Annotated in this window: 18 protein-coding genes, 1 tRNA gene and 2 pseudogenes; 14 read left to right on the top strand and 7 right to left on the bottom strand. The window is 55.3% G+C overall.

Annotation, left to right across the window (positions count from 1 at the left end):
* Positions 1-155: 155 nt before the first annotated feature.
* Positions 156-428, top strand: a pseudogene (locus I6L44_RS10525) (transcriptional regulator); the annotation flags it as partial.
* A gap of 83 nt (positions 429-511) precedes the next feature.
* Here I6L44_RS10525 and I6L44_RS10520 read toward each other — a convergent pair.
* On the bottom strand, positions 512-1444 hold the full coding sequence (locus I6L44_RS10520) for a LysR family transcriptional regulator (protein WP_216954434.1): 933 nt from the start codon (positions 1442-1444) through the stop codon (positions 512-514).
* A gap of 520 nt (positions 1445-1964) precedes the next feature.
* On the opposite strand from I6L44_RS10520, the gene I6L44_RS10515 reads away from it, so the two are divergent.
* Positions 1965-5066, top strand: coding sequence for a hypothetical protein (locus I6L44_RS10515; protein ID WP_216954432.1), 3102 nt, complete (start codon positions 1965-1967; stop codon positions 5064-5066).
* 95 nt (positions 5067-5161) lie between these two features.
* On the opposite strand, the gene ruvC is transcribed toward I6L44_RS10515, so the two are convergent.
* The 5 genes from ruvC to I6L44_RS10490 all read right to left on the bottom strand — a co-directional run bounded on the left by ruvC (position 5162) and on the right by I6L44_RS10490 (position 13135).
* Complete coding sequence (gene ruvC / locus I6L44_RS10510) at positions 5162-5683, bottom strand: crossover junction endodeoxyribonuclease RuvC (protein WP_005334512.1); 522 nt, start codon at positions 5681-5683, stop codon at positions 5162-5164.
* Between the two features lie 115 nt (positions 5684-5798).
* Positions 5799-6848: an efflux RND transporter periplasmic adaptor subunit gene (locus tag I6L44_RS10505; RefSeq protein WP_216951771.1), complete on the bottom strand. Its 1050-nt coding sequence runs from the start codon at positions 6846-6848 to the stop codon at positions 5799-5801.
* A 15-nt stretch (positions 6849-6863) separates the two neighbouring features.
* Positions 6864-9926, bottom strand: coding sequence for an efflux RND transporter permease subunit (locus I6L44_RS10500; RefSeq protein ID WP_216951770.1), 3063 nt, complete (start codon positions 9924-9926; stop codon positions 6864-6866).
* A gap of 167 nt (positions 9927-10093) precedes the next feature.
* Entirely contained in the window at positions 10094-12433 is a 2340-nt protein-coding gene (locus I6L44_RS10495) for an acyl-CoA dehydrogenase (protein ID WP_069528282.1), read from the bottom strand.
* Positions 12434-12481: 48 nt separating this feature from the next.
* Entirely contained in the window at positions 12482-13135 is a 654-nt protein-coding gene (locus I6L44_RS10490) for a TetR/AcrR family transcriptional regulator (RefSeq protein ID WP_042020647.1), read from the bottom strand.
* Between the two features lie 469 nt (positions 13136-13604).
* On the opposite strand from I6L44_RS10490, the gene I6L44_RS10485 reads away from it, so the two are divergent.
* The 3 genes and pseudogenes from I6L44_RS10485 (at position 13605) to I6L44_RS10475 (ending at position 16188) form a co-directional block, all read left to right on the top strand.
* On the top strand, positions 13605-14345 hold the full coding sequence (locus I6L44_RS10485; RefSeq protein WP_216954431.1) for a phosphatase: 741 nt from the start codon (positions 13605-13607) through the stop codon (positions 14343-14345).
* Between the two features lie 89 nt (positions 14346-14434).
* A tRNA-Thr gene (locus I6L44_RS10480) sits at positions 14435-14510 on the top strand.
* A gap of 526 nt (positions 14511-15036) precedes the next feature.
* A pseudogene (locus I6L44_RS10475) lies at positions 15037-16188 on the top strand (IS3 family transposase).
* Positions 16189-16379: 191 nt separating this feature from the next.
* Here the strand turns inward: I6L44_RS10475 and I6L44_RS10470 are convergent.
* Entirely contained in the window at positions 16380-17186 is an 807-nt protein-coding gene (locus tag I6L44_RS10470) for a DeoR family transcriptional regulator (RefSeq protein ID WP_216951769.1), read from the bottom strand.
* Positions 17187-17465: 279 nt separating this feature from the next.
* On the opposite strand from I6L44_RS10470, the gene kbaZ reads away from it, so the two are divergent.
* From kbaZ to kduI, 9 genes are all read left to right on the top strand, one after another.
* A complete protein-coding gene (kbaZ, locus tag I6L44_RS10465) occupies positions 17466-18761 on the top strand; it encodes a tagatose-bisphosphate aldolase subunit KbaZ (RefSeq protein ID WP_216951768.1) in 1296 nt (431 codons plus the stop codon).
* A gap of 12 nt (positions 18762-18773) precedes the next feature.
* Entirely contained in the window at positions 18774-19967 is a 1194-nt protein-coding gene (locus I6L44_RS10460) for an SIS domain-containing protein (protein ID WP_216951767.1), read from the top strand.
* Positions 19968-20103: 136 nt separating this feature from the next.
* Positions 20104-21303, top strand: a complete 1200-nt coding sequence (gene nagA, locus I6L44_RS10455) for an N-acetylglucosamine-6-phosphate deacetylase (protein WP_216951766.1) — start codon at positions 20104-20106, stop codon at positions 21301-21303.
* Positions 21294-22148, top strand: a complete 855-nt coding sequence (locus I6L44_RS10450) for a tagatose bisphosphate family class II aldolase (RefSeq protein ID WP_216951765.1) — start codon at positions 21294-21296, stop codon at positions 22146-22148. Before nagA ends, I6L44_RS10450 begins: the two co-directional genes overlap by 10 nt.
* Positions 22149-22539: 391 nt before the next feature.
* Positions 22540-23040, top strand: a complete 501-nt coding sequence (agaV, locus tag I6L44_RS10445; RefSeq protein ID WP_216951764.1) for a PTS N-acetylgalactosamine transporter subunit IIB — start codon at positions 22540-22542, stop codon at positions 23038-23040.
* A gap of 49 nt (positions 23041-23089) precedes the next feature.
* Positions 23090-23854 carry a PTS N-acetylgalactosamine transporter subunit IIC gene (gene agaW, locus I6L44_RS10440; protein WP_216951763.1) on the top strand — a complete coding sequence of 255 codons (765 nt, stop codon included), beginning with the start codon at positions 23090-23092 and terminating at the stop codon, positions 23852-23854.
* Positions 23844-24746: a PTS system mannose/fructose/sorbose family transporter subunit IID gene (locus I6L44_RS10435; RefSeq protein WP_216951762.1), complete on the top strand. Its 903-nt coding sequence runs from the start codon at positions 23844-23846 to the stop codon at positions 24744-24746. The genes agaW and I6L44_RS10435 overlap by 11 nt, the downstream gene beginning before the upstream one ends.
* Before the next feature lie 61 nt (positions 24747-24807).
* Positions 24808-25248 (top strand): PTS galactosamine/N-acetylgalactosamine transporter subunit IIA, encoded by a 441-nt coding sequence (agaF, locus tag I6L44_RS10430; RefSeq protein WP_167566946.1) that lies wholly within the window; start codon positions 24808-24810, stop codon positions 25246-25248.
* A 169-nt stretch (positions 25249-25417) separates the two neighbouring features.
* The gene (kduI, locus tag I6L44_RS10425; protein ID WP_216951761.1) at positions 25418-26248 is read left to right on the top strand and encodes a 5-dehydro-4-deoxy-D-glucuronate isomerase; all 831 of its coding nucleotides are present in this window, start codon (positions 25418-25420) and stop codon (positions 26246-26248) included.
* The last annotated feature ends 22 nt before the right edge of the window (positions 26249-26270 follow it).

The raw sequence follows: 26270 nt of genomic DNA, 5'->3' as shown, positions 1-26270 counted from the left end.
CGCGCCGCAGTCGTGTGCCTCTGGTCGATGCCCGCTTTTGCGGTTTGCTGGTGAGTGGTGATGATATGGCGGGTGGGGCGAGCTCGGGTTGCTGCATCTGGGTCAGCAGCCGCCTTGCCGTCTGACGACCGATTCCACGGGCCGCCTATCTGCAGCGGCTCAACGCGGCTTTCCCCGCCATCGACTATCGGGTGCCCGAGGGAACCTATCTCGCCAGGATTGATTTGAACGGCCTTGGCATCGACACCACCGAACGGATGGATGCGCTGCAAGCCTTGCTGGTGGAGAAATACCGGGTCGCCATCATGCGCGGCGACACCTACGGCCCGGAAGGCACAGGTTATATCCGCCTCAACGTCGGCTGCCCGCGCTCGAAGGTAGACCAAGGGCTCGACGCCCTGATCGGTGCGCTGGGGGAGGTGGGGTAAGGGTTGGGATATCTGGCTGGATGAGGCGTTGACTCATCCAGCCCGAGACCTTGATGGAGGCGTTGGGCTCAGTTATTGCTGGCTCAGAAGATGGCGATTAAGGGGCTGTTGTAAGTGACCTGAGCTTGAATGTCTTGGCACAACATCTGAATGTGGGGCTCATCGATCTTCTCGCGAGGGATATAAATACCGATAGTCCCCTTGTTGTACTCTTCGCCCATATTCAGCTGGCCAATACCGAATCGGGAAAAATAACCGGCCATGCTCACCGGATAAGGCATGACAGCATTGCTATTATTGACAATGTCAATGCTGGTGAGTATGGAGTTGCTACTATAAATGATTTTGTCATTCAACTTCATTGCGGCGCGTTCCTGTTTTTTTCGCGCCAAATCATCGACCAGATGAAGATATTTATCCTCATCCGGCGTCACCAGCAGGCTCGGATAATCGACCAGATCCTGCTTGCTGCATATTTTCCCTGTGAGGGGATGGCCCGCTCTGACAAATACCCCATCGTGAGAAATAAATAGCGGAATAAATATCAGGCTGTAATTTTTGGCCAGCCCGTGAATTTCATGTCCGAGAAACAGGTCGATATGATTGCCCAATAGCAGATCGAGCAGGCGCAGATGGTTGCCGACTTCAATATTGATGGCGCAGGATGGGTTGGCTTGCTGATAGCGGGCGGTGACAGGTTGCAATACCGGTTGCCACCACGCATGTCCGGTGCCCACGCTTAGCGGCCGAGCGGTGCGTTCGCGCAGGGTAGCAAGCTGCCTGAGGGTATCATCGTAGATCCGCTGCATTACGCGAGCCTGCTCCAGCAGCAGCTCTCCGGCAGCGGTGAGCGTCACCCCGCCCGCGTGCCTGACCAGCAAGGTCGTCGCCAGACTTTCCTCAAGTTTTCTCATGTTGTGCGTCAGCGTCGGTTGGCTGAGCCCCATTTGCCTGGCTGCCAGACTGACATTTTTGTGGGTGGCCACTTCAATAAATTGTCTTAGATGCTTGTCCACGAACATGGCGTCCGGTTATGGGCGGGTGGTGCGCCAAGCTAGTGTAATCACTCGGGGCTGTCAATTATTCCCCTTTACTGACTGGCTATTTTTATGTGGCTCCCTTCACGTTGTATTCAAATCATTTTTACCGCTTGATAGCCGGTTTGGTGCGGTGGATCACGTAATTTCATCTGGTTATAGATGTTATCTATGCCGATGGTGACGTGGTCTATTTTTCTGGCGAATACTGACCACGTAGACTGGCAAAAACAGTTTTACTCAATGCTGTTTCAATAACAAAACAAAAAAGTAACGAAGGGAATATATGAAAATTCGTCCATTGGCATTATCTGTGGCGTTATGCTGCGGCGGGGTTCTTTTGTCCGGTTGTAACGACAGCTCATCCAGCGGCAACGATAACGGAGCCAAACCCGAGGTGAAGGCGCCCTGGAATTTTGATCTCTATATGGTCGGTGAATTTAGCGGCTGGGGTCGTGAGGATAAGTTCAAACTGACCTTCAAGGAGGGCGTCTATCGTCTGGACAACCTGAAAATGAACTCGGGTATGTCCCCGTTCAAAGTGGCCGGTCCCGAATGGACCAAATATCCCGATTTTTCTGCAGATTCCCGCAAGGAGACCAGCATCTTCCCCGGTCAGGTCTATCCCATGTACTACCAGAACAACGGGCAGAACAACCGTCTGGTGGTGACGGAAAAGGGGCTGCTGGACATTCAGGTCAAGGTGACTAATGCCGATCTGGCTGCACCGGCCATCGAGTTTTCCATGGTGCGTGATGACCCCAATTACAGCGAGAGTCTCTATCTGAAAGGGATTGATGGCAATCTGGAGCCCGCCCTGAAGATGGTCTATCAGGGGGACAGGCAGTATGTGATGGTGGCCAAGCTGACGGCGGGTGAGCACAAGATAAAGATTGCCTCCGCACAGGAGGGGATTGGATTTGGGCTCAACGGCGTTATTGCATTGAACAACCCGCTCAAGATGCAGCGCTGTGATGCCCAGTGCCCGCTGGCAACAGTGCGGGTGGAGCAGGAGGGGTATTACAAGTTCCTGCTGGATGCCAGCCAGGATGAGAATGCTCCTCTGTTGCAGGTCAGCGTTGCAGGCGATAGTGATTTGGGCATGATCAATCCCCATGAAGGGCATGAGCTGCTCGAGAAGCGCGAGTATGAGACCTATAAACCCGGGGTGACGGAAACGGCCACCTTCTCGGTCAAGCAGGCCAGTGATGAGTATCGCAGCTATGCGCAGTCGACCACTCAGGAGTTGCGTGATCCGGGCGAGAACTTTACCACCTATCAGGAGCAGTCCGATCTGCCCCGCCTGCGCTCCGGCAATATGGTATTTGATGCCCTGTTTGCTCTGGCCGCTCACGAGATGCGCCAGAACAGCGTGGCTCAGGTCAAAGATGGCAGTTACAACGGGGGGCAGGCGATCCCGTGCGACTGTTTTGAAACCGGCGCCAAGTGGCATTACGTCTGGACGCGGGATCTCTCCTATGCCACCGATCTGGGGCTGGGGGCGCTTGATCCCATGCGTGCGCGCAACTCCTTGCGCTTCAAGCTCTCTGATTTCAGAGCCGAGCTGACAAGCGATCTGGACAGCTTGATCCCGCAAGGACGCCAGATCATCCAGGATACCGGTACCGGGGGCAGCTGGCCCATCAGTACCGACCGCATGAGCTGGGCCCTGGGGGCCGAGCGGGTGCTGGCCGCCCTGCCTAATGCCGAGCGCAGTGCGTTCTTGCCCGAGGTGTTTGAAGGACTGAGCAACACCATAGAGAGTGATCGTCTGGCCGCCTTCGATAGCGCAGATGGTCTCTATGTCGGCGAGCAATCCTTCCTCGATTGGCGCGACCAGACCTATGCCAAGTGGATCACCGCCGATATCGCCCACATCGGCATGAGCAAATCTCTCTCCACCAACGTGACCCACTATCAGGGGTTGCTGCTGGCCGCGCGGGTGGCGGGCGAGCTGGGGCACGATGAGCTGGCGATCCGCTATAACCAGTGGGCGGGGGATCTGAAACTGGCGATTAATCGCGCTTTCTGGCTGGCGGACGAGAAGATGTATGCCAGCCTGATCAACACCACTACCGATCAGAGCCCGGCCTACAAGTTCGATCTGCTGGGGGAATCCCTCGCCATTCTGGCCGGTGTTGCCGATGAGGCGCAGGCCAAAGAGATCATCAGTCGCTATCCCATGGGCCCTTATGGCGCGCCGGTCTACTTCCCGCAGCAACCCGATATGCCGGTTTACCATAACCGCGCCATCTGGCCCTTTGTCTCCGCCTACGGGCTGAAGGCGGCGGCCATGGTGCAGAACGTTGCCGTGGTCGATCACCATATCGACTCCCTGATGCGCGGTGCCGCGCTGAACCTCTCCAACATGGAGAACCTCGAGTGGCTCTCCGGCCAGCCCTCCCTGATGGATCTGACCCATCCCGATTTGACGGGACCGGTGATCAACTCCCAGCGCCAGCTCTGGTCTGTCGGGGGCTACCTTGGCATGGTGACCGACACCACCTTCGGCTACAAGGTGGAAGAGGGGGGGATCCGGATCAAGCCGTTTGTCACCGCTCACTTGCACAAGCTGATGGGGGCCAAGCCCGAGGCTGCACTCAAGGGATTGAACTATCGTGGCAAGCAGATTGACATAGTGCTGCAACTGCCGGAGCTGGGCGGGGAGGGCAGTTACTATCCGGTGCAGAGCGTGACGCTCAATGGCGTTCCGGTGGGGGAGCAGATAAGTGAAAATATGCTGGCCCCTGGCAACCGGATTGAGGTGACGCTCGGTGCCGCCGTGGCTGATGATCAGGATATCCGCCTGATCAAGGATGTGGCGCCGCTGGATGTCGAGAACCGGCAGGTGTTTGCACCGACCGAGCCGACCCTGCTCGGGGTTAGCGAGCAGAGTGGCAAGCTGGTTGTTGCCCTGCAGGATAGTGTCAACAAGGGGGCGCTCAGCTACAACATCTATCGGGATGGCAAGCAGGTGGCCTCCGGGCTGGATCGTGCGACCAGCTGGGTCGACGACATGGTGTTACAGCCGGGCCAGGCCTATTGCTACAGTGCCGAGGCGGTCTATCCGGAGTCCGGCAACCGCTCCCATCATGCCAAGCCGGTTTGCTATCAGCCTGCGCTGCAACATATCGCCATCGATGCGGCCAACGTCTCCCATACCGGCAGTGTGAGCGCCGCCGATGGGGCCATTCCCGTCCCTTACCTCAAGGATTGGGGTCGCCCCGACGACAGCTTGCTGGTGCAGGGGGTCAAGCTCGATGGCAAGCACGCTATTCGCCTGCAATACAGCAATGCCCAGCATGCCATCAATCTGGGGGTGACCAACGGGGTGAAACGGATCTCGGTAGTGAGTGGTGGCCAGGTGGCCGCCAGCGGTATGGTGCAGATGCCCCATGTGATGAAAGAGGGCGACCTCAAACCGCTGCGTGACTCGACGCCGTTCGTGGTGGATCTGCCTGCCGGGGAGTATGACATCCGGGTGAGCGATTTTTACAACATGAGTTACCTGAAGGCAAACGACACCTACAACGATGCAGGCGGTCAAAAGGGGGCGGTCAATCTGATCGATCTCGCCAGCATCACCATTTCGGCTCGCTAAGCGCTCAAACAAAACGGCCAAACAAAACCGCCCCGGATAGCCGGGGCGGTTTTTTATTTAGCGATACCGAGATGAGCCGCGGTCAACACAAGGGCTCAGCGATAGCGGCCACGTACCGAGCTGCTGGCGCGGCCGGCCATCTTGATCAGGCTCTGGCGGGTGTGCAGGTGGCAGAGCGCGACGCCGAGGGCATCTGCTGCATCCGCCTGCGGGGTGGCGGAGAGTTTCAGCAGATGGGTCACCATATGCTGCACCTGCTCCTTGGCTGCGCCGCCGGTGCCGACCACCGCCTGCTTGATCTGGGTGGCAGAGTATTCGCTCACCGGCAGATAGGCGTTGACTGCGGCGACGATGGCGCTGCCCCGGGCCTGTCCCAGTTTCAGGGCCGAGTCGGCGTTGCGGGCCATAAAGACCCGTTCGATGGCAAACTCGGTGGGTTTGAACTGGGTGATGATCTCGCATACCCCGTCATAGACCTGCTTGAGGCGCTCCGGCAGCTCGCCGCAATCGGTGCGGATGCAGCCAGAGCCCAAGTATTCGGCCTTGCCGCCCACGACCCGGATAACCCCGTATCCGGTGATCCGCGAACCCGGATCGATGCCCAAAATAATGCTCATGGGTGTTGATTGCTCTAAACGCGAGTGATGGCCGCCAAGATAGCAAACTGTGGCCCGTTTGGCTGTATGTCCCGGGTCAAGCGGGCAAAGATTGGCCAGCCTGCGTCGGGCGTGGCTACCCCTTGAACAATTCTATGGTGTCGCCATCCTGCAAGCTGCCCGCGCCGCGCACCACCACCTGATCCCCCTGCTTGAGGGCGCCGCTCACCGCGACCTGCTGGCTGTCGCCAAACAGCACGGTGACCGGCACCCGATTAACCTTGAGCGACTTGCCGCTTCGCGCCACCTGATAGACCACGCTGCCATCGGTGCCGAGCACCAGGGCGTCCCGGGGCAGTAGCATGCTCTGCTGCTCCCCCAGTGGCAGGGCAACCCGTACCGGCGAGCCGATGATGAAGGTGCCCGCTTCCGGTTTGAGGCGCAGCTCGATGAGGCGCGACTTGGGATCGGCGCTGGCGGCTCGCTGGTAATAGACGCCGTGACCGCTCAACTGCTCCCCCTCCACCCGCAGCCGGGTTTGTGGTGCCAGCTGCTGGGCCCATAGAATGGGGGCCTGCAGGCGGATATCCGGCTGATCCGGGTTGACCAGCTCCAGCGCCTGCTCGCCCGCGTCCACATGCTCTCCGGGCTGGATGAAGTGGTTGTTCACCACCCCGTCGAACGGGGCATAGATGTGGCTGCGGCGCAGCTGTTCTTCAATCTGGTTTACCTGTATGGCGGCCAGTCGCTCGGCCAGCGCGGCCTGCTCCACATCGTAGCTGGCCTTGTCGTACTGGCTCTGGGAGGCGCTCTTTTGCTGATGCAGCCGGGTGATCCGCTGGGATTCGGCGCGGGCGAAGCGCAGGTTGCTCTGCCATTTCGCCTGCTCGGCGCGAGCTTGCTCCAGCGAGAGGCGCAGCGCTGCGCTGTCGAGGCGCAGCAGCTCAGCCCCTTTTTTGACCCGGCTGCCAAATTCGGCGATCCACTCCACCCGGCCGCTTACTTCGGCGCTGAGCGCCGCCTGCTGGCGACTCGCCACCGTGCCGCTGACCCAGATATTGGCGGCCGCATCCCCTTGGGTCACATCCGCCAGGGTCACCATCTTGCCCTGATCGGCCAATACCGGTAGCGCACTGCCTGCAATCAGCACAGCGCCAGCCAACATTCGGGTAATCATATGTGTCATCGATGAGCTCCTTGCTCAGGCCCGCTGGCGCAGGGGTTGTGGGATCGCCACCTGCTCCCCGAGACGCAGGAAGGCAGGCAACAGGATCAGGGTAAACAGAGTGCTGCAGCTCATGCCGCCAACAATGACGGTGGCGAGCCCGCGGTAAATTTCGCTCCCCTCGCTCGGGCTCAGCATCAGCGGCAGCATGCCGAAGATGCTGGTGAGACTGGTCATGGCGATGGGACGCATCCGGCTTTGCAGGGCATCGGCCACCGCCAGCTGGCGGCTCATGCCGTCCCGCTCGGCGGTGCGGGTCTGATGCACCAGCAGGATGGCGTTGTTGACCACCAGTCCCAGCAGGATGACAAAGCCGATGATGGTGAGCAGGTCCATCGGCAGCGGCACCAGCAGCCCGCTCAGTTGCAGCGCCAGCACGCCGCCAACCGAGGCAAGGGGCAGGGTGAGCAATACCAGCAGGGCATCCTTGAGGGAGGCAAACACCCCCCACAGCAGCACCAGCAGGATCACCACGGCGAACAGGAAGATGGTCCCCAGATTGTCGAGCGCCTGTTGCAGGCTGTCGGCGTTGCCTGCGATCTGCAACTCACCGCCAGCGGGCAGCAGGGGCCGGATGGCAGCAAAACTGCGGTTTTTCAGGGTGTCGATCACCTGCTCCATGGTCATGCCTGCCGGGGGGGCTATCTGCAGGATGATGCTGCGCCGCCCATCGGCCCGGAAGATGCTGGCCGGGCCCATGTCATGCTCCACCCGCAACAGCTCGCCAAGGGGAACGATGCGCCCGGAGGGGGTGGCCAGCGGCACTGCCTTCAGCTCGTCCGGATTGGCGGAGCTCTGCCCCATCAGCATGATGTCGAGCCGATCCTCGCCATCGAAATACTCGCCAACCCGCAAGCCGTCGCCAAAGGTCTGGATGATGGTGGGCAGGGGCGTGCGATCCCAGCCCACTTCGGCGAGGCGCCGATCTTGCGGCACCAGTTTGAGCTCGGGGGCGGTGAAGTCGAGACTCGGTTCGGGCCGGATCTGTGCTCCCGGCAGGTCCTTGCTGAGGATCCCCATGCTGGCACGGGCCGCCTGATAGAGCTCGGGCAGGTTACCCCCCTGCAGCAGCAGGGAGACGCCGTTCTCGCTGTCAAAGCCGCCAAACAGCGACCCCTGACCGCCGAACACCCGTGTGTCGGGAATACCCACCAGCAGCTGCTTCATCAACAGGCTCTCCAGCTCCTTGATGCGGTTTTCGTCTTTGGGGCGCACGCCAATCTGGGCGCCCCCCGGGTAGCGCAAGATGTAGTAGTTCTTGAGGGCAGGCTCTTTCTCCCCCTTCATGTAGGGGGCGAGGCGGGCTATCAGGGTATCGATCACCTCTTCGCGCTGGGCCTTGAGGTTGACCCCGGGGGTGAAGTTCATCCAGACATCCACCGCGTCCCGTTTCACGTCCGGCAGATAGTCCATCTTGGGCAGCAGCGCCCAGGTGGCTAGGGCCGGCAGGCTCATCATCAGGGTGATGACCGTCCAGCGCTGGCGTGAGGTCGAGGTCCAGCGGATCACATGACGAGTGGTGCGCTGCCACAGCGACTCATAGGGATCGGTCAGCGTTTCATGTCCCATCCAGCGCGCCGCCACCGCAGGCAGCGCGATGACGGCGACCAGCATGGAGACCGTCACGGCGCAGGCGATGGTGAGCGCCAGATCGGCAAACAGCTGACCCTCCACATCGTTGAGCAGCAACACCGGCAGGAAGATAGCAACCGTGGTGAGGGTGGAGGCGACCAGCGCCGTCCACACCTGACGGGTGCCTTCGAGCGCCGCCTCCGCCTTGCTCAAATCCCCCCGCTCGTGGCGCCGGTAGATGCTCTCCAGCACCACGATGGCGGCGTCGAGTACCATGCCGACGGCAAAGGCGATGCCCGCCAGCGAGATGATGTTGAGGGTGCGATCCATCACCTTGAGCAGGCAGAAGGTGAGCATGATGCTGATGGGGATGGCGAGGGCAATCATCAAGGTCGCCTTGAGTTGGCGCAGAAAGAGCCAGAGGATGGCACAGGAGAGCAGCACCCCGAGACCCAGGTTGGCAGTGACCATGCTGACGGCGCGATTGATGTAGAGGGAGGCATCGAACGACTGCTCCATGTGCAGCCCGACCGGCTCCAGCACCTCGCGGTTGAGCTCGTTCACCCGGGCCTTGATCGCCTCAAGGGAGGCCAGGGCATTGGCACCGCTCTCCTTGAAGATCTGGGCGGCGATGGCGGTATTGCCGTTCTGGATCCGCAGCACCGGGTTCTCTTCCCTGGCCACCCTTACCTCCGCCACATCCCGCAGATAGATGGGTAGGCCATTGCGCCAGTCCACCACCTTGTCCCCCAGCGTCTCGACATCGTAACGACCGGCGAAGCGCAGCTTGTACTCCCAGCGACCAATGTCGAGGGTACCGGCCGACACGTCCCAGCCGGTGGTGGCCCGGCTGGCCAGCACCGGGATCTCCACCCCCAGCTCGGCGGCGCGATAGGGGTCGAAGCGGATCTGGATCTGGCGCTCGTTGATCCCCTCGACTGCGACCGTCGAGACCCCTTCAATGCGCTCCAGCTCGGGTTTGACCCGCGCCTCGATCAACGCCTGATGATCATCGATCACCCCCTTGGCGCCGGGCAGCTGCTGGATGAAGAAGAAGGTAAGGGTATCGTTGCTGCTGTAGTTGTTGACGTAGGGGCCGCCGATCTTGTCCGGCAATCCCGAAACCCGGTTCAGCCGCGAAATCACGTCGAGCTGGGCCCGCTGCATGTCGGTGCCGAGGGCAAACTCCATGTCGATTTCGGTAAAGCCGGGATAGCTGTTGCTGACAAGGCTCTTGAGCCCCTGAACCCCCTGCATCTCCTGCTCGATGGGGTCGGTGATCTCCGACTCCATCTCCTGGGGCGAGGCGGAACGCCAGCTCACCGAGATGTTGAGGTGTGGACGGTCGATGTCGGGGAACAGCTGGATCGGCAGTCCCCGGATGCTGAGCAGGCCCAGCAGGAAAATCAGCACGATCGAGACCGCCACCCAGATGGGGCGTTCGATCGCCGTTTTGGCGAGGTTCATTCACTCTTCCTGAGTTGTTGTTATCGGCCATTCCGCTGGCCTTGCTTCCAAAGCCCCTGCAACAGGGACTCAAGCATTTAACTGGAATTCTCCCGGCTTGTAAATGCATGGTTAACAAACAAAAAAACCGGCCACGAGGGCCGGTTTGGTACAGGTTTGCTAGGGGATCAGGCGGCGTGCTCGACCTTGTTTGGCTGCTTGTTTGCTTGCTGGGAGAAGCCTTCCAGCTCGCCCGGGGCGAAGTTATCTACCTGAATCGCTTCGTAGCGCAGGGCATCGGCGGCCAGCAGCTTGTCCGCTTCGTCCTTGCTCAGGATGGAACCGGCCAGCGCGGCGGCAACCAGCTCCGGCAGCGCCAGTTTGCGGGGCAGTTTGCCCTCTTTCTGGGCCTGCACCAGCTTCTTCTCGTAGGGCTGCACAGCGACCATGGCCTGGAAGGCGCGCTCCATCAGGCCGACCGGATCCGCCTCGTCTTTGCCCACATAGCAGAGGGCGGTCAGACGGTCGCGGAACTCGCCCGGTTTCATCATGGCCAGACAGATGGCGTGGCAGCGATCGTCGGCCGGCATCTTGTAACCGACGCCAAACGGGAACACCACGCGCTTGAGTACGGCACCCACCACCTTGTTCGGGAAGTTCTGGAAGAAGCCCTCGAACGCCTTGCCAATCAGGTAGAGGTTACGCTCCACTGCGTACTGCACGAACGGCAGGTCGGAGACCATGCGGCCCTGATCCTCGTAGTGCTTGAGGGTGGCGGAGGCCAGATAGAGGTGGCTCAACACGTCACCCAGACGGGCGGAGATCATCTCCTTGCGCTTGAGATCGCCACCCAGCATCAGCATGGAGACGTCGGCGCACAGGGCCAGCCCTTTACTCATGCGGGAGAGCTGCTTGTAGTAGCGAGCCGTTTCACCGGCTACCGGCGCGCTGTTGAACTGGCCCAGAGTCAGCCCCTGGAACAGGGAGCCGAAGAAGTTGCCGGCGCCGAAGGCGATGTGCTTCATCAGCAGGGCGTCAAACTTCTCGAGACCGCGCTCCACATCGGTATCGGCCGCCGCTTCCAGCTCGGCAAAGACGTACGGGTGGCAGCGGGTGGCACCCTGCCCGAAGATCATCAGGTTGCGGGTCAGGATGTTGGCCCCTTCCACCGTGATGGCGACCGGAATACCCATGTAGGCGTAGCCGGTGTAGTTTTTCGGGCCCAGCTGGATGGCACGACCGGCGTGGATGTCCATGGAGTCATCCATGATCTGACGCGCCATTTCGGTCATGTGGTACTTGGAAATCGCGGTGACGATGGCCGGTGCCTGACCCAAATCCAGCGAACCGGCGGTCATGCGACGGGCCCCTTCCAGCTGATAGGTGAGGCCACCGATGCGTGCCAGCGCCTCTTGCACCCCTTCAAACTTGCCGATGGACATGCCGAACTGCTTGCGTACATAGGAGTAGGCGCCCACGGTGCGGCTCGCCATGTGACCGCAAGCGGTGCCCAGGGCAGGCAGCGAGATGCCGCGACCGGCGGAGAGGCATTCGACCAGCATGCGCCAGCCGCGACCGGCGTAATCCGGGCCGCCGATGATCCAGTCGAGCGGAATGAACACATCCTTGCCGAAAGTCGGGCCGTTCATGAACGCCAGACCCATGGGGTAGTGGCGATCGCCGACGCGCACGCCGGGGTGGCTGGTGGGGATGAGGGCACAGGTGATGCCGAGCTCTTCCTTGTCACCCAGCAGTTTTTCCGGGTCATAGAGTTTGAACGCCAGCCCCAGCACGGTGGCGCGCGGCGCCAGGGTGATGTAACGCTTGTTCCAGTTGAGGCGAATACCCAGCACCTCTTCACCCTTGTGCATCCCTTTGCAGACGATCCCCTTGTCAGGAATGGCACCTGCATCGGAGCCCGCTTCCGGCCCGGTCAGGGCGAAGCAGGGCACCTCTTTGCCATTGGCCAGCCCCGGCAGCCAGAAATCTTTCTGGGCCTGGGTGCCGTAGTGCATCAACAGCTCGCCTGGGCCTAGGGAGTTCGGCACCATGACGGTGACCGCCACGCTCAGGCTCTTGGTGGCAATGCGGGTGACGATGGTGGAGTTGGCAATCGCCGAGAATTCGCGGCCGCCGTAGGATTTCGGGATGATCAGGGAGAAGAAGCCTTCCTTCTTCAGATAGTCCCACACCGGCTCTGGCAGGTCTTTGGTTTCGTTGACGATCTTGAAGTCATCAACCATGGCGAGCAGGGTTTCGACCTGATTGTCGATAAAGGCCTGCTCCTCTGCGGTCAGCTCGGCCTTGCCGTAGCCGTGCAGTTTTTTCCAGTCGGGGTTGCCGCGAAACAACTCGCCATCCCACCAGACGGAGCCAGCTTCCATGGCCTCCCGCTCGGTAGCTGACAAGGGCGGCAGTATCTTTTTGAAGATGCCGAACACCGGACGGGTTACCACCTTTTTACGGATGGAGGGTACGCCGAGCACAACGGCTATCGCCAGCACCAGCAGGACAAGCAATGTGATCATACCGAAGTTCCTTCTATTTCACTGTTTCCGTTGATTTATAGTTGGTTGTTACACGGCCAGGGAGAGCCTGGTCGACTCCACGGGCGCCCCGACTCCGGACGCCAGATAAGGAATAACGTTGCGCACCAGCCCTTCCACATCGAGCTGCTGGCCAAAGTCGGCCAGGGCGATGTCGCGCAGGGCATCGGCAGAGGCCATGGTGAATACGACGGTGCCCAGGGTGAAGTGCAGGCGCCAGAAGAGATCCGCTGGCGACAGGGCCGGATTGGCCTTGGAGATGGCCTGGGTGATCCGCATCAGAATGGGGCCGTAGTGGGCGGTAATGAAGCGGCGCAGGTGGCCCTGGCTGTCGATATAGCCGCGCCCCAGCAACTGCATGAAGATGGCCGGGCCGTTGGCCCGCACCGCCGAGAGCTTCATCAGCGGCTCGACGAAGCTTTCAAAGAGTTGCAGCAGGGTCAGCTGCTCCTGCTCCATCAGTACCCGCAGGCGGGCATCAAGATCCGGCATGAACAGGCTCAGGTAACGGTCGAGTACTGCCTGGATCAGCTCCTTTTTGGAGCCGAAGTGATAGTTCACGGAAGCCAGATTGACGTCGGCCTCGCTGGTGATCAGACGCAAAGAGGTATCGGCGAATCCCCGCTCGGCAAACAGCACTTCAGCGGCGTCGAGAATACGGTTTTTGGTATCGATTTTACTCACTGGACACCTCACTTAAACGAATGTTTAAAAAGTACGTTTCATAACGTGAAGTGTCAAGAGAATGTGAATGAGTGTTAGCGGAATGTTTTTCGATGAAAAAAGCAAAGTGGGCGGAACTTAGTCAAAAAGCAGGACTCTATATCTATGCCACTGCAATTAAACATTAAGTCTCGCCCAACCTGCACCATGCTAGTTGGGCCTTTTTTTTGCGCGTCTGTTACCGGTTTGCGGTTGGCAGGCAAAAAAAACCGCCGCAGGGCGCGACGGTGGGGAAAGTGAGTTCGCGTCATCCTGACGGCAAACTGTCGATGCGAGTTCAGGCATGTATCGACGGGGGCAGTATGCCAGCCAGAGCCCCTCAGACTATGTCAGCTTCGCGGTATTTTGTGACAAAGTGTGGCAAGCACTGGCGTGGCCCAAGCTGCCGCTCTTTGCTATGCTGCCCTTTCAAAATATGAGGGGAGAGAAGATGAAGTACCCGGTCGATACCCATACTCACACCATTGCCAGCACCCATGCCTACAGCACCATCCACGACTATCTGCCGATAGCCAGGGCCAAGGGGATCAAGCTGTTCGCCACCACGGATCATGGCCCCGAGATGGCCGACGCCCCTCATGTCTGGCACTTTGCCAACTTGCCGATCTTGCCAAGAGTGGTGGATGGGGTAGGGATCCTGCGGGGTATCGAGGCCAACATCAAAAACCTCGACGGGGAGATCGATTTTCCCGAGCGCTATGAGTCGCGTCTGGACATGATCATGGCGGGCTTTCATGAGCAGGTATTCCCTCCCTGCGATCAGGCTACCCATACCCAGGCGATGATCAACGCCATCAAGAGCGGTCGGGTCGACATGATCAGCCACCCGGGCAACCCCTCATTTCCCATCGACATTCAGGCTGTGGTCAAGGCGGCTGCGGACTATCGGGTGGCGCTGGAGATCAACAACTCCTCCTTCATTCACTCGCGCCCGGGTAGTGAAGGCAACTGCCGCGCCATCGTTGAAGCAGCGCGAGATCTGGGGGCCTATCTCACTTTCGGCTCCGATTCCCACGTGGCATTTACTCTTGGCGATTTTGACCACTGCCACCGTCTGGTGACCGAAGCGGGCTTCCCGCAAGAGCGGATCCTGGCGCGCTCCCCCCGCGCCCTGCTCGAATTTCTCGAAAGCCGCGGCCGGGCCCATATCCCCGAGTTTGTCGATCTGTAAATCGGGCTCTAACACCATGAGCCAACTCATAAAATCGAGCTGGCTCAATTGACTTGCCGGTCATTTTTTATGAATGTGGAGAGCAACAAGCCGGTATAGCTCAGTTGGTAGAGCAGCGCATTCGTAATGCGAAGGTCAGGAGTTCGATTCCCCTTATCGGCACCATATAAAACAAAGGGTTGGCTTCTTGGTAAAGCTAGCTCTTTAGCGCATTTGCCCAACACCATGCCCAACACTTCACAGTGTATAGGCTGCCCATGACGGGCGGCTAACTTGTCTTGTACGCAAGAGAGAACACCAGAGGAAAATAAAAGAATCGAGGGGGGATAGGATAGGTCTGTTCGATTATGGGGGAAAATTGCATGGAGGGGAGCAGGGGGTAAGGGAGGTCTTCTTATATATGCAATGAGGCTTGAAAAAATCTCACAGAAAATATGACAAATGGCCCCCTCTGCAAGAGTCAATACAACCCCATGAGCATACTGGCTATAGGGGATAGTAATCAGATGGGGGCTGCATGTCTTGAGAGGCGTGAGGGGTAAAGTACCTCTTCTCTATCACCGGATTACTTCATCTTTCACGGCTTCATAGTAGGAATAGTGGGAGTATCGAGCGCATAAGGGTGTAGTGGTCTAATCATCCCGGACACCATTTTAGGTGGTACAGTCGCCACCATGACCTGAGGTGTTCAATGACAAGATTACGTCGCTCATTTACTGCCGCATTCAAACTCGAAGCCGCATCCCTGGTGCTCGACCAGGGATATTCAGTCCCCGAAGCCAGCCGTTCACTGGACGTCGGTGAAACCGTGCTCCGTCGCTGGGTTCAGCAGCTTCAATCCGAACGCAGTGGCACAACCCCAATCAGCAAAGCGCTAACTCCTGAGCAGCAGAAAATCCAGGAGCTGGAAGCCCGTATCAACCGACTCGAACGTGAAAAGGTCATTCTAAAAAAGGCTACGGCTCTCTTGATGTCGGACGACTTCACACGTACGCGCTGATAGACCGATTAAGGGAGCAAGCCCCCATCACCCTGGTCTGCTGCGCTTTCGATGTTCCAACATCCTGTTTTTACGACTATCTGGCTCGCAGGCGGACGATTAACCGTGAGCGCATGCAGCATCGCTCTGAGTTGCGCCGTTTGTTCAAAGTGAGCCGGAACTCGGCAGGCAGCCGTGCCTTGATGTCGATGATGCGGGAGTTGGGGTATCAGATTGGTCGATTCAAAGTACGTAACCTGATGAAGGAAGCCGGTCTGGTATCCAAGCAACCGGGCACTCATCGCTATCAGGTCGCTCGGTCTGAACGACCGGACATTCCCAATCTGCTGGCCCGCGAATTTGAGGTCCATCAACCCAATCAGGTGTGTCACCTACGTCTTGGCAGGTGGCCGTTGGTATTACCTGGCAGCGGTTCTTGATCTGCATACCCGGCGAGTCGTGGGATGGGCGATGTCTGATAAACCTGATGCAGAATTGGCAATAAAAGCACTGGAAATGGCATATCAGCAACGAGGTTGCCCATCTGGCGTGCTGTTTCACTCCGACCAGGGCAGCCAATATGGCAGTCGGTCATTTCGGCAACGACTGTGGCGCTATCGCATGACCCAGAGCATGAGTCGGCGTGGAAACTGCTGGGATAACGCCCCGATGGAGCGATTGTTCAGAAGCCTGAAGTCAGAGTGGCTCCCGGCTATGGGATACATGAGCGTGCGGGAGGCAAAGCGGGATATCAGTTATTACCTGATGGATTACTACAACTGGCGGCGTCCACATCACCACAATAATGGGATACCGCCAGCAAAAGCCGAAGAACGGCCTAACCAAGTGTCCGGATTTAGTTGACCACTACATCCTGATGCTTTACCAGCCCGATGAGGGGAGTTGCTTCGTCTGTCTGAAGCCCCAGAGCCAAGTCGCAAATGGCCATCACCTAGCCGGCTATCCCGGTTTACGGTTACTCGCCAGAGGTGACCGTATGAGTATCGGTATGACCCTGACCGTGGTGTTTGGAGGCTAAAGTAATGCTGCTTTGATCAGTGGGGATCCGCCGGTACCAGCAGAACCTCGATCCCGGCATCATGCAAACCTGTTAGTAGTTCTGGTGGCAGGGCATCATCGGTGATTAGAGTATGAATTCGCTGAATATTAATGATCCTGTGTAGGCTGGAGCGGAAAAATTTGCTGGAGTCGGTGACTACAATGATTTTTTTTGCAACCTGGCACATGCAACGGTTAAGGCGCGCCTCATCCTCGTGATGGGTACTAACACCGCGTTCTAGGTCGATGCCATCCACCCCGAGAAACAGCAGGTCAAAATGATAGTTTTGCAGGGATTGCTCGGCCTGTGCCCCATAGAACGAGAGTGATTTGCGGCGCAGGTGGCCGCCGGTCATCAGCAGCTCGATCCCATCCGCCTCTAGCAGTTCATTGGCCACGTTCATGCCGTTGGTCATCACCAGGATCTCCTGATGTTCGCGCAGATGACGAGCCACCTCCAGCGTCGTGGTGCCCGAGTCGAGGATAAGTCGACTCCCGGGTTGTACCAGTGTGGCTGCCAGCGCGCCGATCCGCTGTTTGACCGGCGTGTTGAGCACACTTTTGTCGGCAATGGTTCGCTCGGGGACGGCCTGATTGGGTTCACACAACAGAGCGCCCCCGTAGGCGCGTACAGCAATCCCTTGTTTTTCCAAGAATGCCAGATCGTTGCGAATGGTGACGGTAGATACCTGAAACTGTGCTGATAAGTCATTGACTTGTACGCTGCCATGGCTACGTAGTTGCTGGATGATACGCTCACGGCGTTCACTGGTGCCGATAGTACTTTTCTCGGTAATTTGCATTATTCCGCTCTGTCCGTATTAGTTGTCCTGTCTGCACATGGACTTTCACTTTATTGCATTTTGCGTATTAACGCTTAGTGGACAATCCAAATCAAGTCTTGGCCTTGCGCTTTGTGACAAAAAAATCACTTCTGTCAAAGCCCTTTCTTTTCCTTTTGTTTTTCGTGATCTGGCTCATAAAAAACATGTCATTTCATTTCATTTCGTTTTCGTCAGGTTTATCTTTTTAGAAAAGAAATGAAATGTCACTGCTAGTTTTTCGATGGCCTTGGAGGAGAAGTGAAAGGTATCGCTCAGTTAATAGAAAGAAACAAGAATGGGGAAGCAGTTGGCATCACCTCGGTATGTTCTGCTCACCCGTTAGTGCTGGAAGCTGCATTAACGCTGGCTAAGATAGAAGGAAACGTTCTGCTGGTAGAGGCCACCTCTAATCAAGTGGATCAATTTGGTGGCTATACCGGTATGACACCTGCAGATTTTCGCGAACGTTTATACCAGTTGGCAGATCGCTGTGGTGTTGAGCGTGAGATGGTGATCCTTGGTGGCGATCACTTGGGTCCAAATCGATGGCAGGGACTTTCTGCTTCCGAAGCCATGGCACATGCAGAAACGCTTATTGCCACATATGTGGCGGCAGGTTTCAAAAAAATCCATCTTGACTGCAGTATGGCTTGTTCCGATGACCCTTTATCACTCAGTGATGAAGTGGTTGCCGAACGTGCAGCTAGGCTTGCGGTAGTCGCTGAGCGTACTTGTTACGAGAAGTTTGGGCGCTGCGACCTGATTTATGTAATTGGCACCGAAGTCCCCGTTCCTGGTGGGGCGCATGAAGATCTCTCAGAACTTGCGGTAACAACACCTCAGGCTGCGCGTTATACATTGGAAGCACATCGAGCGGCCTTTACTCGTCAAGGTTTGGGGGATGTATGGTCACGGGTCATTGCGTTAGTCGTGCAGCCGGGCGTTGAATTTGATCATACGAGAGTGGTTGATTATCAAAGTGGCAAGGCTATTGGCTTGAGTCTGATGATCAAGGAATACCCCCACATGGTGTTTGAAGCCCACTCGACGGATTATCAAACACCTCAGGCTTACCAGCAGTTAGTACGTGATCACTTTGCAATTCTCAAGGTCGGGCCTGCACTCACGTTTGCTTTGCGTGAAGCGTTGTTCTCATTGGCTGCTATTGAATCGGAATTAGTGACTGCTAGTGCTTGTTCAAGACTACGTGATGTGCTCGAGCAGACCATGTTGGAGCAGCCTGGATATTGGCAAAGCCACTATCAGGGGAGTCCTAATGACAGACGTCTGGCTCGAGGTTACAGCTATTCGGATCGGATTCGTTACTACTGGCCTGAGCAGCGGGTAGATGAAGCGTATGCCTGTCTGTTGGCCAATCTTGAACAAGAGCAAATTCCATTGCCACTGCTGAGTCAGTATCTACCAATCCAATATCAAAAAGTGCGTGAGGGGCTGCTTTCTGCAGATCCCCACAGTCTGATTCTTGATCAGGTTCAGGAAGTGCTGCGGCACTATTCTCGGGCTTGCTGTCCCCAGCCTGAAATGGCTATGTGAGGTATTACAGTCATGATTCTTGGTTATGAAAAAGAAACATTAATCGCAGCCAAAGGAATTGCTACTGCGAGTGAAATTCAACAACAGCCTGCGACATGGTTAGAAACATTAGGCATGGTCGATAAGGAAAGAAACGCCATAGATCAGTTTATTACTCCCTTACTAATGCAAGGTAATCTGCGAATTATTCTGACCGGCGCAGGGACATCTGCTTTTGCGGGGCGTGCGTTGGCCCCTTATTTATCGGCACGTCTTAACGGTAGAGTGGAGTCGATCCCCAGCACAGATATTGTTACTGATCCAAAAGAGTATCTGGACCAAGATACCCCGACGTTACTTGTTTCGTTTGCCCGTTCGGGAAACAGTCCTGAAAGTGTGGCAGCTGTTGATTTGGCTAGCAGTTTGGTAAGCAAATGTTACCACTTGGTTCTCACTTGCAATGCTGAAGGGAAACTATATCAGCGTTGTCAGAAGGAGGGTCGATCACTGGCACTGTTGATGCCGCCTCAGACCAATGATCGTAGTTTTGCCATGACAAGTAGTCTCACCAGCATGATGTTGACCTGCTTGACTGTATTTTTGCCGAAACGGTTCAACCAGCATGCTTGCACTTCACTGGCAGGCGTCAGTGAGGCCATCCTGAAACAGGTCGTTCAAACGGTGCCTGCATGGAATGAACCACTCCCACAACGAGTTATCTATCTTGGTAGTGGCAGTCTGCAGGGTGTTGCACAAGAAGCAGCGCTTAAGTTGCTGGAGCTGACCAGTGGGCGGTTGATTGCCATGTTCGATTCTCCTACCGGATTTCGTCACGGACCAAAATCAGTGGTCGATAGCAATACTTTAATCGTGCAGATGATCTCCAATGATCCCTATACACGACAATATGACCTTGATTTGTTAAATGAGCTGCGTCGTGATGGTGTTGCTGCACGAGTTGTTGCCCTGGCCGATATTCCTGACAATCGGATTGAGGCTGGTGAATATATTTACCTTCCACAGACTCAGCGCGGCGATGATGCAGAGCTGGCATTTTGTTACCTGCTTTATGCCCAGTTCTACGCATTCCATACATCCATGATGCTTGGTATCAATCCGGATAATCCATGCCCGAGCGGTCGTGTTAATCGAGTCGTGCAGGGGGTCACAATCTATCCGTATCCCGAGCAGAACTTGAGTAAACCGTCATGTGCAACAGTTTACTGAAGCAAAGTTATCCATCTGTGAACTGGTTCCAATTCACAGGAGCATGGACCCACTCTATGCGTTCAGAGTTGGGAAAGCTTTATTCAGGCGGTGTCAGGAATGATGGCATTAATTACCCGACAGGGGAGGATCTTTAATGGTCGAGCGGATCAGGGCGCGCCATCTGTTAACCGAAACAGGTTGGCGAGAGGCCTGCTGGCTAGAGCATGAGAATGGCTGGATAACGGCGATAGGCTCTCTCTCTCAAGAAAATATGGGGTTTGATGTCGAGCTGCTGGTGCCTGCGCTGATCGACGGTCATGTCCACGGCGGAGCTGGCGTCGATGTCATGGATAGCGATGGCAATGCCTTGGCTACCTTGTCGATGGCCAAGGCGGCAGAAGGAGTCGGTGCTTTTCTTGCCACCACGGTCACCGCCCCACTCCCCGAGATAGAGCAAGCCCTTGCTCGCATTGCCGATAGCGTTGCCCGCGGCATGCCGGGCGCCGAGCTGCTCGGCTGCTATCTCGAAGGGCCCTACTTCACTCCGGACAACAAGGGCGCCCACGATCAGGCGCTGTTTCGGGAGCTGGATATTGCCGAACTGACCCACCTGCAACAGCTGGCGCGCGGCAGCCTGAAGGTGGTCGCGCTGGCACCGGAAAAGCCCAACGCCATCGCGGCCATTCACCATCTTGCCGCAAACGGCGTGCGGGTAATGCTGGGTCACTCGGCGGCGGATCACGACACCACTATGGCGGCACTGGCGGCAGGCGCCTCCGGGCTGGTGCACTGCTTTAACGGCATGCGCGGCCTGCACCACCGCGAACCCGGCATGGTCGGTGCGGGCCTTGTCCATCCCGCAGCCTGGCTGGAGCTGATCGCCGATGGCCATCATCTACACCCGAGCGTGCTCAAGCTCTGTCACTGCTGCGCTGGCCAGCGCCTGCTCTTGGTCACCGATGCGATGCGCGCTGCCGGTATGCCCGACGGTCACTATCTGCTTGGCAACTATCGGGTCGAGATGAAAAACGGCGTGGTACGCACTGAAACCGGCGGTCTGGCGGGCAGCACCCTCACCCTGCTTGGCGCCGTACGCAACATGGTGCAGCTGGCGGATGTGCCGCTCGATGAAGCCATCGCAATGGCCTCGCTGGCACCAGCAAAGATGCTCGGCATTGCCGATCGTCTCGGTTCACTGGCAGTTGGCAAACAGGCCAACCTGCTCGCCCTCACCACTGAACTCAATCAACAACACATCTGGGTGGCTGGCCGGGAGATAAATCCGACCAACTTTTCCTCCCTTTTCTCAGGATCTCGCGTCAATCAGGACGCTCAGGAGTCACTATGTATCTGATCTCTTCCCATGAAATGCTCAAAGATGCCCAGCGCCGTGGCTACGCCGTACCGGCTTTCAACATCCACAACCTGGAAACCGTGCAGGTGGTGGCTCGCACCGCCGCTCGCATGCGCTCTCCGGTGATCTTGGCTGGCACCCCGGGCACCTATCGCCATGCCGGGGTCGAATATCTGGTCTCCATCTGTCAGGCAGCTGCTCATGAGTACCGCATCCCGCTGGTGCTGCATCTGGATCACCACGAAGACGAGCAGGACATCCACAACAAGGTCGAAGCGGGCATTCGCTCGGCCATGATCGATGCCTCGCACTTTCCGTTTGAAGAGAACATCGAGAAAGTACGCAGTGTGGTCACTTTCTGCCATCGCATGGGCGCCAGCGTTGAAGCGGAACTGGGCCAGCTGGGTGGTCAGGAAGATGACCTCATTGTCGATGCCGCAAATGCCAAATTTACCGATCCGCTGAAGGCGGCCGAGTTTGTCCGCCGTACCGGTATCGACTCGCTGGCCGTGGCCATCGGTACCGCACACGGCCTCTACAAGGAGGAGCCCCGTCTGGACTTTGCACGCCTCGCCGCCATTCGCGAGCAGGTAGATATTCCGCTGGTGCTGCACGGCGCCTCCGGCGTACCGGAGGCCGATGTGCGCCGCTGCATCGAACTCGGGATCTGCAAGGTCAACGTTGCGACCGAACTGAAGATCGCCTTCGCCGATGCGATGAAAGCCTTCCTTGGCTCCCATCCGGATGCCAGCGACCCGCGCCAGTATCTGGTGCCCGCCATGGCCGCCATGGAGGAAGTAGTCGAGGCGAAAATCCGTATGTGTATGAGTGAGAACCGTATTTGATTTGGATAGGTTATCTATTGCCTGCGATGTATATCCGTTTGTTGACGTCTATTAACGTACTGCAATGAGCTGGATTCATCTGTTTACTAGCCGCAAGTGAGATGCATTCTTATAGAAGAAATTAACCAGTTAGAAAAAGCATTGGGGAGGCTTCCTTCTTTCGATGTCTTTTTATTAACTTCGTGAAAGCGATCTCATTTTCGTTTTCTTTCAATTTATTAATGTCTGGACTGGCGTTAAGCTAAGTAAAACACAGTTAGTGCGGCGGGGACGAATAACGACATCAGGTATGTGCCTGCAAGCATAATGATGTTGCTAGTTAATTTAATCAGATGGCTTAGTGTGTTGCCTGCATATATGCCGGTATGCCTATAACATAGGAATGAAATATATGACAACTCCAAATATTGTATGGACTAGGATTGATGAACGTTTGTTACACGGACAAATTCGTATCACATGGGGTAAACACACAGAGGCGAATCTGATTCTTGTTGCTAATGATGATGCAGCAGAAGGCCCCAATGCTGCCTTTATGCAAGCTGGTATGAAAGCTTCCGCAGGTGGAGAATATGCAGTTAGATTTTTTACTATTAAAAAGACAATTGATGTGATTCATAATGCATCAGATAAACAGCGAATATTTATTCTTTGTAATAACCCGACAGATGTTGCTCGTTTGGTAGAGGGAGGGGTTCCGATCACCCACTGCAATATCGGGAATATGCATTATCATGAAGGCAAGAAGCAAATCGCAAAAACAGTGTCTGTTGATGATAATGATATTAAAGCATTTGAGAGTATGACCCAAAAGGGGGTATGTTGCACGGTTCAAAATACACCTGATCAAAACGCATTGGATATCTTTGAACTGGTTAACGGCGCCGCCTGACATTAAAAAATAAGATATATTTACATTTACTTTAAAAAAGGAATTAAGCATGTTTTTCGAAGCTATGCTTGTCGCAATATGGGCATTTTTTTGTGGTATCGATAAATATGATGTCGCACTAAATATCCACCGCCCGATTATAACCGGTCCGGTAGTTGGATTGATTATGGGGGATATGCAAATTGGCTTGGTTGCGGGGGCTACTCTGGAGTTAGCTTGGTTAGGATTGGTACCTAACGCAGGTGCTCAGCCACCTGATGTCACAATGGGCACCATCGCAGCAGTCGCATTTGCTGTGATGACTGGTCAATCCGCAGAAGTGGCTATGGGTGTCGGGATGCCCATCGCAGTCCTGATGCAGATGCTAGTGATTGGTTTCTTTGCATTGACTTCTTTCACTATGGGCAAGGTGGATCGTTACGCTGAACAGGCTGATGCATCTGGTATCGATCGATTATTGATAGCGACAATCTCACTACGCTCCATGCTCTACGCTGTCATTGCATTTATGACAGTCTATTTTGGGGAGCACGGTGCCGCCTGGATAGATGAAAATGCACCAACAGTATTACTTGAAGGGTTGGGCATCGGTGCCAAAATGGTGCCGGCGATTGGTTTCGCCATGCTGCTAAAAATCATGTGGTCCAAAGAAGTTGCAGGGGTGTTTTTTATCGGTTTTGTAATGACAACCTACTTGAAGTTGCCAATCATGGCTGTTGCAATCTTGGGCGCATCTGCCGCAGCACTTTATTACTTCTTTAGTGGAAATACCAACTCAAACAAGCAAGCAGAGGAATTTGAAGATGGCATCTGATATTACAATGTCTCCACTGAGGAACAATGTCGAGGCATCTCAAGTAAAAAATCATTCATTGGTAGATAATATCGATGCTTATGAAGATACCGCTGTACGTAAAGTCATCACCAAGAAAGATTTGTGGATCTGTTCTTTACGTGGCTTGTTTATGGAGGGCAACTTCAACTTTGAACGAATGCAGGGTGGTGGTTTTGCGTACTCCATTATTCCTGCTTTAAAAAAGATTCATGGTAATAATAGAAATGATCTAGCCAAAGCATTGAAAAATCATCTGCAGTTCTTCAATGCAAGTCCGAAATTATTTACCTTCCTGCTAGGTACAGCTATCGCAATGGAAGAGAATAAAGAAAAACCGTCTACTGTCAACGTAATGAAAGTGGCTGGTATGGGCCCTACCGGTGGTATTGGCGATGCGATCGACCACATGACGTTGATGCCATTGACATTAGCACTGGGGGCGTCGATTGCCATTGAAGGATCGATTGCTGGTCCGTTTGTTTTCTTCCTGCTGTATCAGATTGTGCACTTTTTTGTTTATTTTGGTTTGATGTTCATGGGATACCGTGCTGGTACTGCAGCGATGGTAAACATGAGTGATGCAACAGAAAAGTTGGCAAAAGCTGCCAATATCATGGGTATTTTCGTAATCGGCGCACTATCGGCAACATTTATCAAGTTACAGACGACAGCATCCTTAGAGCTCGGTGGTAAAACGGTAGAGCTTCAAGCTTCGTTGTTTGACAAAATCATGCCTAATCTATTGCCGTTAGCATTGGTATTTTTTATGTTCAAGATGGTTAAGGGGACCGGGTTCTGGGCGAAGCCACCAGTGCTTATTTTCTCAACCTTGGCCGCTGGGGTAGTCGGGCATTACCTTGGGATTATTTAAATACGCTGATAAATACTAATGGGGTGGGATATCCCCCACCTATTTAAGAGGGATAAATTACATGATCGGTATTGTAGTGTCTGGACATATCAACTTTGCATCCGGAATGCAGTCTGCAATGAAAGCGATTGTGGGGGAGCCGGAGCAGATGCGCTTCGTAGACTTTGTCGAGTCCATGTCGACGGATGATTTGGAGACTGCTCTGAGAAATGCAGCTCAGGAAGTTAACTCTGACGATGGCGTACTGTTTTTAACAGATATTCCTGGCGGTTCACCAGCAAATCGAGCATCCGTCATTTTAATGGATTCTGATCAGGTAGAGGTATTGTCTGGGGTTAACTTACCAATGATTGCAAATGCCGCATTTGAACGTGACGGTGCATCATTGCATGAGCTGGTCGATATTCTTCAAGATATTGGTAAAAGTACAATTCAGGATATGAGAAAGGCACTGGAGGCTGCCATTGTTGAGGAGTGCATTAGTGAGGAAGAGGGTCTTTAATAATGCTCTTCATTCATTATTACGTGGGAGTCTTATAAGGTGTTTGCCCCTGCATTATAAGGAATTAGTTTTCACGACTTCTTTGTCATGAATGAACAGTCAGTAATGCACTGATGGCTAGTTATTTTCATCGATGTCAGTGGCTGTGGTTATAACTTGAGGTTTTAAAATGGAAAATCGTCAACCCATACACAGTGAACATGCGAAACACTTAGATACAAGTGGCCTGCGTCGCTATTTTCTGATCGAAGAGATGTTCCAGCAGAATAAAATCAATCTTACCTATAGTCACATAGACCGTATCATCGTTGGTGCCGCTGTACCGCTTGGTGAGCCTCTTTCCCTGGAAGGTGGGAAGGAGATCGGGGTTGAGTTCTTTCTACAACGTCGTGAGTTGGGTGTGATCAACATCGGTGAGCCAGGTTTGGTGACTGTTGATGGTAAGACTTTTGAGATTGGTGCTCGTGAGGCTCTCTATGTTGGCATGGGGGCGCGTGAAATTGTATTTTCTAGCGTAAAACCGGAGCATCCTGCACGTTTTTATCTTAATTGTGCTCCGGCTCATCATGCTTATCCGACACGCAAAATTTCTCGTGAAGAGGCTGCTCCGGAATCTTTGGGAAGTCAGGGAAATTGTAACGTTCGCACCATCTATAAATACTTGCATCCTTCGGTACTGCCGACTTGCCAGTTGCTGATGGGAATGACAGAACTCGCTCCAGGCAATCTGTGGAATACCATGCCTTGTCATACCCACGAACGCCGCATGGAGGTTTATCTCTATTTTGATATGAGTGAGAACAACCTAGTTTTCCACTACATGGGGGAACCTCAGGAGACTCGGCATCTGGTGGTACGTAATGAACAGGCGGTAATCAGTCCGAGTTGGTCTATCCACTCTGGTGTCGGTACTTCGGCTTACACCTTCATTTGGGGCATGGTCGGTGAAAACCAGACTTTCCACGATATGGATCATGTTGCCATGAGTGATTTGAAGTAAACCCTACCAATTAATTTATGCG

Origin of the sequence: Aeromonas sp. FDAARGOS 1414, assembly GCF_019047065.1 — a bacterium.
GTDB classification, from domain to species: Bacteria; Pseudomonadota; Gammaproteobacteria; order Enterobacterales; family Aeromonadaceae; genus Aeromonas; species Aeromonas veronii_A.
The sequence above is the reverse complement of the archived record's forward strand: the minus strand, read 5'-3'. Positions and strand labels throughout refer to the sequence as shown.